Below are 16,485 nucleotides of genomic sequence, written 5' to 3'. Positions count from 1 at the left end.
TAGCCATAGGCCGCCAGCGAGCGGTGTCGCATGTCGCTGCCCTCGCTCGCCCCGCGCGTGCAAGGCGTGCCTGTTCAACCTGGCGGTCAGCGGAGATCACGCGACTCATGCTTCAGTAACTCGGAGGACATCTTGGTCGGGGCCCCGCTGGGGAATGGCCTTGAGTCTCCAGTGACTGGAGACAGCAGAGTGGGGGACATGGACGTTACGACCCTCTACTCGATCGGGGAGCTTTCCCGGCGGACCGACTTGTCTGTGAGGACCATCCGGTTCTACTCCGATTCGGGGGTGGTAGCGCCGACCACCCGTAGTCCCGCCGGCTATCGGCTCTACGACCTCGACGCACTGCTTCGTCTGGAACTCCTCCGCACACTGCGCGAGCTGGGCATGGACCTGCCCACGATTCAACGGGTACTGGACCGTGAGCTCTCGGTTGCGGAAGTCGCCGCGGCGCACGCCGACGCCATGGACGTCCAGATCAGAATGCTGCAACTGCGTCGGAGCGTTCTGCGAGTCGTGGCCAGCCGCGGGTCCAGTCCCGAGGAGACCAAGCTCATGCACAGGCTCACTCAGTTGTCCGGCGAGGAACGCCGACGTCTGATCGACGATTTCATGGATGGCACCTTCGGCACAGTGGATGCCGACCCGGGCGCTGTGGCCATGGTTCGCGCTGCAACTCCCGACCTCCCCGATGATCCGACCGGCGAGCAGGTCTCCGCGTGGGTGGAACTCGCCGAGCTGGTCAGCGACGAGGATTTCCGTGCCCGGATGCGCCGGGCGGCCGTACGCCAGGCCGCCGGGCAGCCGCTCGACATCGAGCGCGATGCTGGCGAGGAGCTAATGGAGTTCACTCGTCAGAAGGTGGCTGAGGCTCGGAAGTCGGGCGTAGACCCGCTCAGCAACAGAGCCGCACCCGTCATCGACGACCTCGTGCACCGCTTCGCCGAGGTGTTCGCGCGCACTCCTGACACGGAATTCCGGGACTGGATGGCGCAGCAGTTCGAAGAGGCGCACGATCCCAGGGTGGACCGGTACTGGCAGCTGGTATGGATCGTCAACGGCTGGCAGGCAGTACCGAACCTGATCCCGGTGTACCCGTGGCTCATCCAGGCCCTGCGAAATGACCGCGCCGCATAGTCACCGCAGTGGGCGCCGCCTCGGATCCCTGCACGAGTCCAAGGGAGCACCTGTGGACATGAGACCAGGTCGTCCAACGTCGATGTGTGACTAACGACCTGGACACCCTCACAACGGCACTCTGTGCCCGGATTGACGACGAATTGAAGGCTTCGCCGTGGCTGGCACCGTGGCGGCCTGCCGTCGGAATCACGCCCACGCTCAGTGACGCCGAGCTGATCACACTCGCGGTCATGTCGGCGCTGCTCGGATACACCTCTGAGCGGCGCTGGCCTCGCCGCGTCAGGCGGGACTTCGGCCACCTGTTTCCCTGTGTGCCCCAGCAGTCCGGCTACAACAAGCGGCTGCGCGCCGCGTTCTCACTGCGCACCAGCAAGATCCGGATCGTGGCCCGCGAAACAAGTCTTTAGGCGCGTATGTCATCGCAGACCGCGTCGGTGTCCCACTTCGCGCGGTGCAGCAGGTGCTGCGTGCCGTCTGGGCTGGCGTCGCCCGCGTGCTCGGCCAGGGTTCAGCAGTTCTCCTTCGGCAGGTCTGCCTGCAGGCCGAGTACCAACGCCGTTGCCCTGCGGTGCGGTTCGACCCGCACGAACCGTCCTGTGCTGCGGCCCATCAGCTCGTCGAACATCGATCGCCACCGGGCAGGTGCTACGCCGTGGCCCGCGGCCACAGCCTGATCTTCGTTTATCCACACAACACCCGATGGTCAACGGTGGCTGCGGCCTCAGCCGCCGATCGAGAGATGGCTACTGGCACTGTGAGCGTCGGCCGACGGTGGAACAGCGCGGTCAGAGCGCCATGCGGCAGTAAAGTCCTTGGTCGTGTGACCGAGCCCGTCCAGCCAGTGCTGCAAGCTCGTTGAGGAGGTCCGCGAGATAACCGGGATCGGCATAGCCGTAGAACTCCTCCGCTTGCGACCACGGTACAGAGATCTCGGCCAATCGCTCGGAGGGTGCGTCCGCCAAGGCGTCGCGCAGCTCGTCGGGCAGAGTAACGATCCAGGTGCTCTCTGCCTCCGGGCTCGTCACCAGATGAACGAATCGGGGATGTCCGGTAACCCGTGATAGGGGTTCACGAATCAGCAGCGCCACCGCCTGCCCGAGCTGGACAGCGGGGTCGATCGTCCTGACGCGGAGCGTGTCGAAGCCGGCGTCTTCAGGTCCCTCTGCAAAGGCCGATGCTGCTGCTTGATCGTCGGGTGCGCTGAAGTAATCGTAGAAGGTGCTCACGCCATGGAGTTTGACAGTGCACTCGGACAGTCGGCGAACTCTCGGGCCGTCAGTGTAAGTCGATGGTGTGAGGCCAGCGACTCTCGCCGCCTCCGCGCTGCCCCCAGCCGCAAGATCGCGATCTACGGCTGGAGTGAGGAGCACCCATCAGCCCTGATCGAGAGAGTGAGGCCGAGGTCGTACTCGAGGGCAGCGTCATCGCGACTGCGGAAGTCAAGGATTTCGTCATGTGGCCCGTAGGTGTGGTGAGTTCGCTTGCGCGTTGTGGAGCGCGGGAGGTCCCCGGCCGCCGGTGGTCCGCGCGGTTCTGATCAGTGATGCCTCCCGACGGGGCAGGGTGCGCTGTCCCTGCGGGAGGCATCGGCACGCCCCGGCGCCTGACCGGCTCGCTCGAACCCCCAGGGGCGAGGTTGGTTGACGCGTCATCCATCGACATCTATGTTGATGACACGTCAACCACATGGTTCGGCGGTCCCGGCCCGGCCATCCCGTATCTGCCTCATGCGGGGTATCGAGATGCCGGTGCACTTCCGGAGACCCGCGGACGCGAAGTTGCATAAGGGGAATCTCGTGAGTACTGAGAACAAGGCCGGACTCGGCGCGTTACTGACGCCGGAGGAGAGCGTGCTCGTCCTCATCGACCACCAGCCGTTCCAGTTCGCCAACCTGCACAGTCATGAACCGACGATGGTCATCAACAACGCCGTCGGACTCGCCAAGGCCGCCAAGGTGTTCGACGTTCCGACGATTCTGACAACCGTCCTGGAGGAGCGCGGCGGTCTTCTTCTCCAAGGTCTGCAAGATGTGTTCCCGGAGCAGAAACCGATCAACAGGACCTACATCAACACCTGGCAGGACGAGCGTGTCGTGGATGCCGTCAAGGCGACAGGGCGCAAGAAGCTGATCATCGCCGGCCTCTGGACGGAGATCTGTGTGGCCATGCCGGCGATACAGGCGGCGGGCGAGGGCTTCGAGGTCTTCGCCGTCACCGACGCGTCGGGCGGTGCCTCGAAGGAGGCCCACGACATGGCCGTGCAACGCATGATCCAGGCGGGCGTGGTCCCGATCACGTGGATGGCCGTGCTGGGCGAGTGGCAGCGTGACTGGGCCCGCGAGGAGACCGCGCAGGGTGCCACCGAGGTCCAGACGCAGCACGGTGGTGCCAGCGGTGTGGCCTTCGCCTGGGAGATGCAGCTCCTGGCCACGCCCACCGGAAACGAGGCCTGACATCACCGTCGCCCCGGCACCCGACCCCATCGGGTACAGCTGATCGGCCCGTCCGCCCCATGAGATGTGGCGTCAGGCCGTCAAGGGCCGGGGCGGCCTCCTCCAAGGGTCGGGGCGGCCTCCTCGGCCGCACTGCGGAGCAGACCCCTGGCCCGAAATCGTGGCTGTCGTGCCCGCCCGGTCAGTCCGGCTGCTTCCCCATGTGCTCCAGGACGTGCTCGGAGATCCGGCCGAGTGCGCTGAGCTGGTTCGGGGTCAGGGCGTCGATGAAGAGGCGGCGGACGTGTTCGACGTGCGTGGGTGCGGCCTCCTCGATCGCCTTGCAGCCGGCCGGGGTGGCGACGATGAACGCTCCGCGTCCGTCGTCGGGACACTCCTCCCTGGCCACGAGCCCGCGTTTCGCCATCCGCGTGACCTGGTGGGACATCCGGCTCTTCTCCCACTCCACGAGTTTGGCCAGATCCAGGAGGCGCATCCGCCCGTCGCCTCTCTCGGTGAGGCTGACGAGCACGGCGTAGTCGGCTGCTGACATCCCGGAGTCGACCTGCAAGCTTCGGGACAGCCGTCCGATGAGTGTCTCCTGCATACGGATGAAGCTGCCCCAGGCGGCCTTCTGCTCCGGGTCGAGCCAGTGCGGCTGTGCGTCCATGAGGCCAGTCTAACGAGGTCGTTGACATCTCATCTACTGTGCGAATGGCGTCTTCTGCAGGTCAGGAGGCCGCAGTCGGAGTTCGCGCCGTGCAGCGAACCAGCGGGTGCGGGCCACTTGTCCCTTCTGCGTGGGCTGGACCGGTCTGCCCTCCACGTGCCCGAGCAGGGCGCGGCGGTGACGGAGGTGGGCGTGTGGAGGGCGACGGGATTCGGACGGACCGAGGGTCACCCTGCCACCCCGGGGGGTAGCGGGGCGTCGGAACCTTCCCGTCTTTGCCCGTCAGGATCGGACAGCCAGTGGTGGACCGCCAGCGCGGTGGTACGGGCGTGTTCCTCCAGCACGGTGAAGTGGTCACCGGGCACGGTGACTTCGGTATGCGGCAGGTTCCACACCGGGGCGGGCTCCGTGCCGGCCGGCGACTCCCCGGCCCGCACGAAGAGGGTGGGGGAGTCGAGTGGCGAGGGCTCCCAGTCGGCGAACAGTTCGAAGTACCCGGCCATGGCGGTGAGCCGGTCCGGGTCCGCCGAGGCGAACTCCGCCGCCCGGTGCAGCATGTCCGACGTCATCGCGGAGAGCGCCTCCCCCCGGTCGGCACCGCTCGGATAGGTGTCCACCAGGACGACGGAGAGCGGAGCACAGCCCTCGGCCTCCAGTCGCTCGGCCACGGCGTGGGCCACCCAGCCACCGGCCGAGCGGCCCAGCAGGACCACCGGTCCGTCACCCACGACCGTGCGAACCGCGGCGGCCTGAGCGGTGACGAGGGCGTCCAAGGTGGCGGGCAGCGCCTCCCCGGCCGCGAATCCCGGGTGGCGCACCGCCGACACCGGCCGCAGATTCCGCAGCCCGGCGCCGAAGCGGGCGTACTCCTGGGGCCCCGAGAGCGCGCTGAGGGCGGGGAAGCAGACCAGCCGAGGTCCCGTGCCGCCCGGTGCGAGCGTGACCGGAGCGAGTGCCGCACGGGCCGCGCCGGCCGTGCCGAAGACGGGACGGAGGCGCGCGGCGATGGTGAGCAGCGCCATGCCGTCCCACGTCCGCCCGCGGTCGCAGGCGGTACGGAAGAGCACACTCAGAGAGGTGTCCGAGGCAACTGCGGCGTCCGGGACGTCCGTTGCTCGCGCCGGGGCTTCCGGCCGGACGTAAGCCCCGGCGCGGGCGGAATCACCGTCGTCCGCCGGACGGCCGGAGCCACCCGTCCGGCCGGCGGCAGCCGACCCTCCGGTGGTGCCGTGAGGAGTCACCTCCCGGGCATACCTCTCCGCCAACTCGACGGCGACCGCACGAGGGGTCGGGAAGTCCAACAACAGCGTGGCCGGCAGCTCCAGCCCCGTCGACGTCACGAGCAGGTTGCGCAGATCGACCGCGGCCAGGGAGTCGAGCCCCAGGTCGGCCAGCAGATCGTCCTCGTCGATCGCGTCCGCGCCCTCCGGGTGCCCCAACACCGAGGCCGCCAGGACCCGTACCTCCGTCAGCAGTAACTCGCCCTGCTCATCCGGGGAAGCGGCCGCCAACCGCCGACCTGACGGAGCCCCGCCCCCACCGCCCGCGCCCGCCGCGGCGGAGAGAGGAGCCGGGGAGCGGCCCACCGCCGGAGCGCCGTCGCTGCGGGCGCCCGGAACGAGACGGGCCGCCACGACCACCGGGTCGTCACCTGCCACGGCGGAGTCGAAGAGAGCCAGGCCCTCGTCCTCCTCCAACGGGGCGAACCCCGAGCGGGCCATCCGCCGCAGGTCCGCTCCGCCGAGGTGCGCCATCATGCCCCCGTCCTGCTGCCAGGGGCCCCAGGCGATCGACGTACCGGGCAGACCGAGTTGCCTGCGGTGCTGTGCCAGTGCGTCCAGTACGCAGTTGGCAGCCGCGTAGGTGGCCTGCCCGGCGGATCCGAAGACACCCGCCACCGAGGAGAACAGCGCGAACATGGACAGGTCGCACTCCCGGGTCAGCTCGTGCAGGGCGAGCGCGGCGTCCGCCTTGGGCCGTAGGACCCGCTCCAGGCGGGCAGAGGTGAGCGCCGGGACGATGCCGTCGTCCAGCACCCCCGCGGCGTGCACCACGCCGGTCAGCGGATGGGCTGCCGGCACGGAGTCGAGCAGGGCGGCGAGCGCGTTCCGGTCCGCGACGTCGCACGCCTGGACGGTCACCTCGGCGCCCTTCTCGCCCAGTTCCGCGACGAACTCCCGTACCCCCGGGGTGTCGCGTCCGCGCCGGCCGGCGAGAAGCAGGTGCCGGACGCCATGGGCGGCGACCAGGTGCCGTGCCACGAGCATGCCCAGGGATCCGGTGCCGCCGGTGACCAGGACGGTGCCTTCCGGAGCGAGCCGTCTCACGGGCAGTTGCTCCTCCGCCGTTCCGGCCACACGCACCAGCCTCGGTACGTAGGCCGTCCCCCGTCGTACGGCGGTCTCCGGTGCCGCGGCGGCCAGCACGATGGGGAGGAGGCTCCAGGACTTGGGGTCACCGTCCATGTCGACCAGGGCGAAACGGCCTGGATTCTCCCGCAGCGCCGACCGGACCAGTCCCCATACCGATGCCTGGCCAGGTAGGAAGGTGCTTGCGCCGGGTGCACCGGTATCCCCTGAGCCGGTGCCGCCTACCCCCGAACCGTCGGTGACGGCGCCGGTGGTGACGAGGACGAGACGGGAGTCCGCCGGACGCGGCCGGCCGAGCCACTCCTGGACCAGTTTCAGCGCCCAGCCCGCAGCCCACCTGGTCTCGGCCGCCGGGTCCCGCACCTGGCCGGTCGTCTCCGGTGGCGGCGGGCAGGGTGCGACGAGGACGGCCGGCGTCGCGCCGCCCGTCTCGGGCCCGGCGTACACCGGAACGCCCGAGCCCCGGGGCGCGAGCATGTCCACCAGCGGTGTGCCGGCCGCTCCCAGAACGCCCCACGAGGGCAGGGCCGTGTGCACCGGCTGTCCGGGTAACACCACCCAGTCCATCCGGTGGAGCCCTCCGGTGACGGCAGCAGCCGTATTCGCCGCCGTAGGCGGAAGGGGACGGAGCATCAGCGAACGTACCGCCGCCACCGGCTCACCGGACGTGTCGGTCAGCTCCACCCCGGCCACTCCGTCCGTCCCGGGGGTGATCCGCACCCGCAGCCGCCGTACGCCGGCCGTGTGCAGCCGCACCCCGTTGAAGACGAACGGCAGGGACACCCCACCGCCGCCCGTCCCGCCGGGCTCGGTGACGCGGCCGTCGAGCGCCAGGGCGTGCAACGCCGCGTCCAGCAGGGCGGGATGAATCGCGAACTCCGGGCCGTCGGCACGCGGGAGCGTCGTCCCGGCGGCCTCGGGCAGCGCGACCTCGGCGTACAGCTCAGTCCCCAGGCTCCAGGCCGCGCGCAGACCACGGAAGGCGGGGCCGTAACTCAGTCCGCTCCCGGCCAGCCGCTCGTACGGATCGGTGTCGGGCCGGTCGCCGTACAGCGGTGACGCGCCCGGCGGTGGCCAGGGCCCGCTGCCGGCCCCGGTGGCAGCCGCTTCGCGGTCGGCCGGCTGCGGCTCGGGCAGCAGTGCTCCGGAGGCGTGCCGCTGCCAGGGCCGGTCACCGGCCGGCGTGTGCGGCCGGGCGTGGAAGACCACGGCCCGCCGTCCCGCGCCGTCCGGCCCGGAGACCTTCACCTGCAGCTCGACCGTGCCGCCCGTGGACAGCGACAGCGGTGCGGTCAGGACGAGTTCGTCCAGGACGGGTGCGTCGACCGCCTCACCGGCGTACAGGGCCATCTCCACGAACGCGGCTCCTGGCAGCAGCGACGCTCCCGCCACCACATGGTCTGCCAGCCACGGCTGCTCGTCCACGGAGAGCTGCCCGCTCAGCAGCAGCCCGTCGTCGTCGGCGGTCGGTGTGCGGGACGACAGGAAGGGGTGGGCCGACGCCTCCGCCGGGGGAGCGGACCGGTGCCGTGGGGTGGCGTCGAGCCAGTACCGGCGGCGCTGGAAGGCGTACGTGGGCAGAGTGACACGCCGCCCGCCGCGCCCGGCGTGGACGGCCCGCCAGTCCACGGGCACGCCATGGGCGTGCAGCGCGGCCACCGTGTCGAGCAAGGCGTCCGCCTCCGGCAGCGCCCCGCGCAGGGTCGGCAGGACCACCGGCGCCGGGGTCCGCTCGATGGCCGGCGCTCCGTCACTGTCCGGGGCCGCCGGAGTCGGCCCGGGCGCGGTGAGGCAACCGTGGACCAGGCCGGTGAGTACTCCGTCCGGGCCCAGTTCGACGTACTGCGCTGTGCCCCGGTCCCGGAGGTGCGCCACCGTTTCGGCGAAGCGGACCGGGCGGCGGACGTGGTCCACCCAGAACTGCGGTGTGCTCAACTCCTCGGCGCCGGCGGCCCGTCCCGCTACGGCGGTGACCAGGGGAAGCCGCGGTGCGGCGAAGGTGAGGTCCCGTACGACCTCCGCGAATTCGGCCAGCATGGGTTCCATCCGTACGGAGTGGAAGGCGTGGCTCACGCGCAGCGGTGTCGTGGACCGGCCTCGCTCCCGGAAGTATTCGACGGCCTTCTCCACCGCCGCCCGGTCCCCGGATACGACCACGGAAGCGGGCCCGTTGACGGCGGCGATCTCCACCGGACACCCCGTCTCCGCCAGATGGGCGGCCACCTCGTCCGCACCGGCTGCCACGGCGGCCATCGCGCCGCCCGGGGGCAGCGCGTCCATGAGCCTGCCCCGGGCCGCCACCAGGGTGCAGGCGTCCGCGAGGGACAGCACCCCGGCGGCATGCGCCGCGGTCACCTCACCCACCGAGTGTCCGGCCACCAGGTCCGGGCGTACACCCCACTCGTCGAGCTGCCGGAAGAGTGCCGTCTCCAGGGCGAAGAGCGCCGGTTGTGCGAACCGTGTCGTGTGCAGGAGCGCACCCGCCTCGGTGTCCGGGCCGGCGAACACGACGTCCCGCAGCGGCACCGGAAGTAACGGATCGAGCAGGGAGCAGCTGTCGTCGAACGACCGGGCGAAGCTCGGATGGAGTCCCCGAGCCATGTACAACTCGCGGCCCATGCGCATGCGTTGGCTTCCCTGACCGGAGAAGAGGAGCGCCAGCGGCCCCCCGTGGCGGGAGGTACCCGTCCGTACCCGGGGCAGGTGCGAGCCCTCCGCCACCGCCCGCAGGGAGGCGAGCAGTTCCGCACGGTCCCGGGCCACGACCACGGCCCGGTGAGCGAAGGCCGCACGGGTGGTGGCCAGCGAATACCCGATGTCCAGCGGGACCGCGTCCGGGTCGGCGGCCACCTGGTCGTACAACCTCCGCGCCTGGGCACGCAGCCCCGGCCCGCTCCTCGCCGACACCGGAACGGCCGCGGACACCGGAACAGCCTCGGACGTCGGAACAGCCTCGGACACCGGAGCGTCCCGGTCCACCGGTGCCTCTTCGAGCACCACGTGGGCGTTCGTGCCGCTGATACCGAAGGAGGACACCCCCGCCCGGCGCGGACGGTCCGTCCTCGGCCACTCCACCGCCCGGTTCAGCAGCGCCACCCGTCCCGACGACCAGTCGACCCGGCCGGTCGGCTCGTCGGCGTGCAGCGTACGCGGCAGCACGCCGTGTGCCATCGCCTGAACCGTCTTGATCACGCCCGCCACCCCGGCGGCGGCCTGCGTGTGACCGATGTTCGACTTCACCGAGCCCAGCCACAGCGGACGCTCCCGCTCCGTCCGCCCGTAGGCCGCCACGAACGCCTCCGCCTCGATGACGTCCCCCAGCCGGGTACCGGTGCCGTGCGCCTCCACCGCGTCGATGTCCCCGGGGGCCAGCCCCGCGTCCGCGAGAGCCTGGTGGATGACCCGCTGCTGTGCCGGGCCGTGCGGTGCCGTCAGTCCGTTGCTCGCCCCGTCCTGGTTCACCGCCGAGCCGCGCACCATGGCCAGCACCGGAAGTCCGGCACGTTGTGCTTCGGACAACCGGCTCAGCAGCAGCATGCCGGCGCCCTCCGCCCACCCGGTGCCGTCGGCGGACGCGCCGAACGCCTTGCACCGGCCGTCCGGGGACAGGGCCCGCTGCCGGCTGAACTCCACGAACGACGAGGGCCCCGACATCACCGTGGCCCCGCCGGCCAGCGCGAAGGAGCACTCGCCGCGGCGCAGCGCCTGGGCTGCCAGGTGCAGGGCGACCAGGGACGAGGAGCAGGCAGTGTCCACCGTGATGGCCGGACCCTCCAGGCCGAAGGTGTAGGCGATGCGGCCGGAGGCGACGCTCCCGGCGTTACCGATGGCGAGATAGCCCTCGACGTGCTCAGGTGGCTCCGTGACGCGGCTCGCGTAGTCGCTGTACATCAGCCCGACGTACACCCCGGCCGACGACCCGCGCAGCGTGCGGGGAACGACTCCCGCGCGCTCGAAAGCCTCCCACGCCACCTCGAGCAGCAGCCGGTGCTGCGGGTCCATGGCCGTGGCCTCGCGGGGGGAGATGCCGAAGAAGCCGGGGTCGAAGAGGTCCACCCCGGCCAGGAAGCCGCCCTCGCGCACATACGTCCGCCCGGGCCGCCCGGGGTCCGGGTCGTACAGCGCTTCCGTGTCCCAGCCCCGGTCCGTGGGGAACGGACCGATCGCGTCCGTCCCGTCTGCCACCAGCCGCCACAGGTCCTCGGGGGAGCTCACGCCGCCCGGATAACGGCAGGCCATCCCCACGATCACCACCGGGTCGTCGTCCGACCGGACCACACCGCGGTGCGCGGCCCCGGCGTCCGACGTCGCGGCGGTGCTCCGCGAACGGAGGTGGCCGGCGAGCGCGGCGACCGTGGGGAAGTCGAAGGCGACGGCCTCGGAAAGCGGGAGGCCGGTCGCAGCCGCCAACCGCTCCCGCAGCAGGGTCGCCGTCAGCGAGTCCATGCCCAGATCGCGGAGCGGCGTCTCGGCCTCCACCGCCTCCACCGTGCGCCCGAGCACAGCAGCAGCCTCGCCGCGCACCAGGTCCAACAGGTCCGCCACGGGCTCCCCGACCACCCCGGTTCCCATCGCCCGCGCGGCGAGGGCGGCGAGGGCGGGCCGCCGGATCTTTCCGGACGCGGTACGGGGGATGTGCTCCACCTCGTACAGCTCGGCCGGCACCTTGACAGCGGACAGTTCCGCACGGCAGGCGGCCAGGACCGCGCCCCGGTCCAGCACAGCGCCGCCCGGCCGGAGCACCAGATAGCCGACCGGTACCTCGCCGAAGACAGGGTGCGGGCGTCCCGCCACGGCGGCGTCCGCCACACCGGGCAGCCGCCGCAGCACCTCCTCAACCTCCGAGGGGTGGATGTTCACCCCGCCCCGGATGATCAGCTCACTCGTCCGGCCGGTGATCACGAGTTCGCCGGAAGCGTCGATCCTGGCCAGGTCCCCGGTGCGGAACCAGCCGTCGCGCAGTACCTCGGCGGTCTCCTCCGGTCTGCCGTGGTAGCCGTTCATGACCCCGGGCCCGTTCACCCATAACTCGCCCTCGCCGGAGTCCCGTCCGTCCGCGCCTCCGCCGACCCGGACCCGAGTACCGGGCAGCACCGGGCCGCACGACCCGGCTGCGGTGGGGGCGCCCGGAGCGGCCATGGTGACCGGGCCCGCCTCGGTGCTGCCGTAGTGCTCGAGGTAGGGGGTGCGGCAGATCGCCTCGAAGGACCGGCGGAATTCGGGGCCCGCCGAGGCGCCCCCGCTGACGCAGCCCCGCAGCGCGGACGTCCCGAGCCGGCGGCCGTCCGTCCCGCCCTCCTCGCTCCGGACGGCGTCGAGCAGGGCCGAGTACGTCGTCGGTACTCCGCCGAGGAGGGTGTAGGGGGCGTCCGTACGGCGTAGTTCGCCGATCACCTCCGCCACCGAGAACCGGGGCGGGATCACGGCACCGGCCCCGGTCGCGGTCACTCCGAGGACGCAGACCACCTGGCTCATGGCGTGGTGGAGGGGCAGCGGCCACAGCACCCGGTCCCGTTCCGACAGGCCGAGGACGCCGACGAGGCCCGTCGCGACCGGCGCCAGTCGGTTGCGCTGAGTGGACAGGACCCCCTTGGGGGTGCCGGAGGACCCGGACGTGTAGAGCAGCCAGGCCACCTCGTCCAGACCGAGATCGTCCCGGGCGGGTGTCCCTCCGTCCGTACCCGCCAGCACCTCGTACCGCAGGGCGTCGCTCGTCACCCCGGCCCCGCCCGCGGTCGGGGCGGAGTCCTCGGACGACGGAAGGGCCCCGTCCTCCTCGCCACCCTCGACCACCACCACGATCAGCCCGGGCCGGGACCACGGTTGCCGTCGATGCCGCAGTCGGGCCTCGTCGGTGATGAGCACACGCGCACCGCAGTCGTCCAGCAGCCGGTCCAGTTCCGGCCACGTGCTGCTGGGATCCAGCGGTACGCCCACCCCGCTCGCCCGGGTGACGGCGAGCAGACTCTCGACCGCCTCCACGCGGTTGCCGAGCAGGATCGCCACCCGCTCACCGCGCGCCAGCCCGGCCCTCGCCAGGTGGCCGGCCAGCCGTCCGGTCCTGCGTTCCAGGTCCCGGTAGGTCAGCCGCCTACGGCGGTCCTCGAAGGCGACCTTCCCCCCGAGCCTCCGGGCATGCTCCCCAAGGGACTTGGGCAGCGGCCTGATGACGTCCGCGTCTCTACTCACTCGCTCGACCCCTTCCGTGACCTCGTTGGTGAGGATGGTGGAGTGCGAGATCCGGTTCCCCTCAAGGCATGGGGGATCTCGTGTTCGAGCCTGCCGGTCCGGGCCTTCAAGGAGTCCGCAGGAGGAAGCCCGCCCGAGGAGTGGCCGGTGTGTTGCGCCGGGGACGCGACGCGCCGGGGACGCGACGCCCCGTGCCGAAAGGCCGATGGGGCAGCCGTCGCAGCGAAGACGTTCGCCGGTTCGGAATCGGTCGGCGATTACCGCGATCGACTACGCGGTAACCGCCGACCGAGAGACGTCACTGCTCGTCGAGGACTCCGGGGGTGTCGTGCAGGACGACGCTCTGCTCCAGCTCGACGCGTCCCATGTGGAAGCTGTTCACCGGTGCGGTCGTGTCGGCCTCACCGAAGGAGATGCCGAACAGGAGCTTGAGCTCCTTGGGAACGTCCAGGAACTCGCGGACGGTGTCGGCGTACTGACCGAGCATGGTCTGCGGAATGCCACCGAGGCCCCGGGCCGTGAGGGAGAGCAGGAAGTTCTGGGCGTACATGCCGATGTCACCGGCTGCCCGGACACCGTCGCCGAACGCCGGCATGAAGAGGAACGCGGCGTGGGGGGCGCCGAAGAACTCCAGGTTCTCGCGCGCGTGCGCGTCCCTTCCCGGCCGGTCCGAGCGAGGTATCCCCACGGACCGGTAGACGGTCGCTGCGTGGTCGTGGGCCCGGTCGATGTAGGCGCCCTCGCCGAAGTCGGCGTAGCTGAAGGAGAAGTCGGGGGAGAACCGCTTCTCGTCGTCCGCCTTGAGGAGTTCCTTGCTCAGGGCGTCGCGGGCCGCGCCCGACACGACGTGCACCGTCCACGGCTGGGTGTTGCAGTTCGACGGGGCGGCCTGGGCGTCCTCCAGCACGCCGCGGATGTCCGACGGGGGCAGCGGAGTGGGCAGGAACTTCCGGACGGAGTACCGGGAGCGCACGATGTCGGTGATGGGCGAGGGCGTAGCGGTGGCGGGCAAAGTAGTGCCTTTCCGGTGTGGTCGGTGTCGGTGGCCCCGGTCGGGAATCACGGGGTTGTTGCAGGGTGGGGTGCAGGCGGATGTGCCAGAACGGAGGCGGGGACGGGTTCGGTTCGTCCTCCATGCGCCCTACGTGATGACAGCCCCGGGGCGGATCGGTCGCCCTCGCGGGGGCGCGTGCCGTGGCCTGGAGCGCCGGTACCGTCGCCCCGGCAGTCTGCCGCCCGGACGTCGTCCTGTCCGGGGGCGCCGAACGTGCGCGTCAGCGTCTCCTGCTCGGCGTGGTACCGGTCATTCCAGCCTTCGAGATCTGTCTTTCCGAAGTCGCGCCACTCCTCGCTGCCCTGTTCGCGTGCCCTGGTTGTCCTTCGGCGCCCATACGTCCTCGCGTCTCGTGTGATCTTGGGCCATGGCAAAACGGAGGGTGGCTCCGTTGGGGGCGAGTCTAAAACGGAGGCTGCATCCGGTCAATTCGGCCGGAGGGAGGCACGTCGCGCCCCCCTCGCGCGATGGAAGACGGCCGGGCGCGGTCATCGAACCGAGTCTGCGGATGTCGTGCTGATGACGGAACGGCGACGGCAGGCCCCGCGCAGGCCCGGTCCGCGCGCCTTGCCGCGAACGACGGCTTCGATACGAGGGCGATCTCGGTGGGGCCGCTGCGATTGTCAGTGACGAGAAGTACGGTACGCAGGCACGAGCACTGGAGGGGAGATCATGGGCGACTGGTTCCAGACGATCGTCGACACCGAGGCCACGCCAGGGGAGGCGCAGGGGCTCGCGGCGGACGTGCTCGATTGGTTGATCGCAGACGGATTCGTCGCAGCGGAACGTACCGACTGCGTCCTCGGCGCCGACGCCGGGCACCCGCCAGGGACGCGTTACGGCGAAGCTGTCGAGGACCCGGATCCCGGGCTGGTCAAGGTGTGGAGCAACGGCCTTCACGTCACCGTCGGGCGTACGGTCTTCGACGCCGGGCAGGGCGAACCCTCGGCCGTCACCTGCCCGCACTGCGCGGCGGAGATGCCCCTCGTCGACGAGTACTGGTCGCTCATCGAGGAGAGGTGGGCCCGTTTCGCGGACGCGGTGAACTCCTGGGCCGACGGCCAGGACGAGCCCGTCGCGTGCCCGTCCTGCGACCGGACAGCTCCCGTGCACGCGTGGCACTGGGCCGACGACTGCTTCGCGTTCGCTCATCTCGGCTTCACGTTCTGGAACTGGCCCACGCTGCGCCCCGAGTTCGTCAAGGACGTCTCACGCCGTCTCGGCGGCCACCGCACCGTACTGCTCGAAGGAAAGCTCTGAGAGGACGGGGAGAGCGAGGCCTCGTCCGTCGATGTCGCGGTGGCTTCGTAGCTGTCCGTGGTCCCACGTGTCGCGATTCATCCGAGACCGAGACCGAGACCGCCGACGAGATCCTCGACGACGTAGCCACGTGGGCGGGACCGGTGCGGTGTCAGCGCCGCGTCAGCACACTGTGTTTGTCTGGCATCGGCCGGTGTGCCCCCGCAGTGCGTCGATCGTGCCGGACCAGGCGCGGTCGCTGCGCCGGATCGAACGCGAGGGCCGCGGGTCGGCACGGACAGATGACGAGAGAGGAACCGCCGGATGGACGTCACCGACTCTTCGGGCACGAGTGCCGAGTACGAGAACACGGTCTCGGCAGATGAGGGAACCCGGCGCGACGCGGTGTTCGCGGATGTGAGTGCGGCGATGCGCGAGGCGGCGGTGGGAAGACTGCCGTTGCGCCGCGGAGTTGATCTTGACCTGGAAAGTCTGGCCCGGGAAGCGGGCGTGGACCCGGGTGATGCCCGCAAGGCGTATCCCGGTGAGTGGGATTTGCTGACCGATCTGGTGCTGAGCGCGTACAACGCGATGGGGGACGCCGCCGAGCGGCAGTCGGACGCTCCCGCCGATGCCATCGGCTCCGCTTCCGTCCCCTCGGGGAGTCACCTGGCCCGGTGGGTCGAGGTCTGCCTGAACGTCCGGCGGTGGGCCCTCGACCACCCTGACGAGTACGCGCTGATCTGGGCAGCTCCGGTGCCCGGTTACAGCGCTCCCCCCGAGACGATGGCGGCGGGTGCGCGGACGGTCCTGGCACTGCTGGCGACACTTCATCAGGCGAAGGAAGCCGGTGTTCTCGCTCCCCACGCCGAAGATCCGGCACTGTCGCAGGGCATGCGCCGAAATGTGGAGCCGCTGACGGCAGGTCTGCTCGCGGGACTCCCCGACCCCGTGGTCACGCGGATGCTCACCGCCTGGACCCAGTTGCACGGCATGCTCGGATTCGAGGCGTACGGCCACATCGCCGGTGTCGCCGCCGATCCGGAAGCGTTCTTCGTCCACGCGGCGACTGCCATGGGCGTGCACGTGGGACTGCCCCGTTCCTGACTCCCGGCCCCCGTCGCCCGCCGGAGCGCCGGTCACGCAAGAGGCGCAAGCGCGACGTGACTGCGGCGCGTAGAGGTGGCGCACGCCAGGAAGGAAGGGCGCCTGACAGGTGAAATGCCTGGTCAGGCGCCCTTTTCGGCGTCTAGGGCCAATACCGCTGATTTAGGCGGCTTTCTGGCGTCTGCCGGTCGCTTTGGTGGGTGGGACAAGTGTGATTGCCCTGGTGGGTGGTTGGGGTGGGTTGCGGTGGTGGGTGTGTTTGAGGTGCCAGTTGCTCATCTTGCG

Annotated in this window: 8 protein-coding genes and 2 pseudogenes; 5 read left to right on the top strand and 5 right to left on the bottom strand. The window is 70.7% G+C overall.

The window, feature by feature from the left end:
- Nucleotides 1-198: 198 nt before the first annotated feature.
- Together ABT001_RS26325 and ABT001_RS26320 are read left to right on the top strand one after the other, a co-directional pair.
- Nucleotides 199-1,137 carry a helix-turn-helix domain-containing protein gene (locus tag ABT001_RS26325; protein WP_351282129.1) on the top strand — a complete coding sequence of 313 codons (939 nt, stop codon included), beginning with the start codon at nt 199-201 and terminating at the stop codon, nt 1,135-1,137.
- 86 nt (nt 1,138-1,223) lie between these two features.
- Nucleotides 1,224-1,544, top strand: a pseudogene (locus ABT001_RS26320) (IS982 family transposase); the annotation flags it as partial.
- A gap of 5 nt (nt 1,545-1,549) precedes the next feature.
- Here ABT001_RS26320 and ABT001_RS26315 read toward each other — a convergent pair.
- Nucleotides 1,550-1,750, bottom strand: a pseudogene (locus tag ABT001_RS26315) (IS701 family transposase); the annotation flags it as partial.
- Between the two features lie 175 nt (nt 1,751-1,925).
- Nucleotides 1,926-2,366 carry a hypothetical protein gene (locus ABT001_RS26310; protein ID WP_351282127.1) on the bottom strand — a complete coding sequence of 147 codons (441 nt, stop codon included), beginning with the start codon at nt 2,364-2,366 and terminating at the stop codon, nt 1,926-1,928.
- Between the two features lie 570 nt (nt 2,367-2,936).
- Between ABT001_RS26310 and ABT001_RS26305 the strand changes: the two genes are divergently transcribed.
- Nucleotides 2,937-3,593, top strand: coding sequence for a hydrolase (locus ABT001_RS26305; protein WP_351282125.1), 657 nt, complete (start codon nt 2,937-2,939; stop codon nt 3,591-3,593).
- 181 nt (nt 3,594-3,774) lie between these two features.
- Here the strand turns inward: ABT001_RS26305 and ABT001_RS26300 are convergent, their stop codons facing one another.
- The 3 genes from ABT001_RS26300 to ABT001_RS26290 form a co-directional block, all read right to left on the bottom strand.
- Entirely contained in the window at nt 3,775-4,242 is a 468-nt protein-coding gene (locus ABT001_RS26300; protein ID WP_351282122.1) for a MarR family winged helix-turn-helix transcriptional regulator, read from the bottom strand.
- Nucleotides 4,243-4,469: 227 nt separating this feature from the next.
- Entirely contained in the window at nt 4,470-12,800 is an 8,331-nt protein-coding gene (locus tag ABT001_RS26295) for a type I polyketide synthase (protein ID WP_351282119.1), read from the bottom strand.
- Nucleotides 12,801-13,098: 298 nt separating this feature from the next.
- Nucleotides 13,099-13,812 (bottom strand): nitroreductase, encoded by a 714-nt coding sequence (locus tag ABT001_RS26290; protein ID WP_351282117.1) that lies wholly within the window; start codon nt 13,810-13,812, stop codon nt 13,099-13,101.
- 714 nt (nt 13,813-14,526) lie between these two features.
- Between ABT001_RS26290 and ABT001_RS26285 the strand changes: the two genes are divergently transcribed.
- Nucleotides 14,527-15,114, top strand: a complete 588-nt coding sequence (locus ABT001_RS26285) for a hypothetical protein (protein ID WP_351282115.1) — start codon at nt 14,527-14,529, stop codon at nt 15,112-15,114.
- A gap of 303 nt (nt 15,115-15,417) precedes the next feature.
- The gene (locus ABT001_RS26280) at nt 15,418-16,200 is read left to right on the top strand and encodes a TetR-like C-terminal domain-containing protein (RefSeq protein ID WP_351282112.1); all 783 of its coding nucleotides are present in this window, start codon (nt 15,418-15,420) and stop codon (nt 16,198-16,200) included.
- The last annotated feature ends 285 nt before the right edge of the window (nt 16,201-16,485 follow it).

Source organism: Streptomyces sp. NPDC002793 (assembly GCF_040295485.1).
In the GTDB taxonomy this organism is placed as follows: Bacteria; Actinomycetota; Actinomycetes; order Streptomycetales; family Streptomycetaceae; genus Streptomyces.
This window is presented reverse-complemented; position numbering and strand designations above follow the sequence as displayed.

What these genes read in the sequence shown, in the direction of transcription:
- ABT001_RS26280 (WP_351282112.1), top strand. Translation starts at nt 15,418, where the DNA reads ATGGACGTCACCGACTCTTCGGGCACGAGTGCCGAGTACGAGAACACG.
- ABT001_RS26325 (WP_351282129.1), top strand. Translation starts at nt 199, where the DNA reads ATGGACGTTACGACCCTCTACTCGATCGGGGAGCTTTCCCGGCGGACC.
- ABT001_RS26285 (WP_351282115.1), top strand. Translation starts at nt 14,527, where the DNA reads ATGGGCGACTGGTTCCAGACGATCGTCGACACCGAGGCCACGCCAGGG.
- ABT001_RS26300 (WP_351282122.1), bottom strand. Translation starts at nt 4,242, where the DNA reads ATGGACGCACAGCCGCACTGGCTCGACCCGGAGCAGAAGGCCGCCTGG.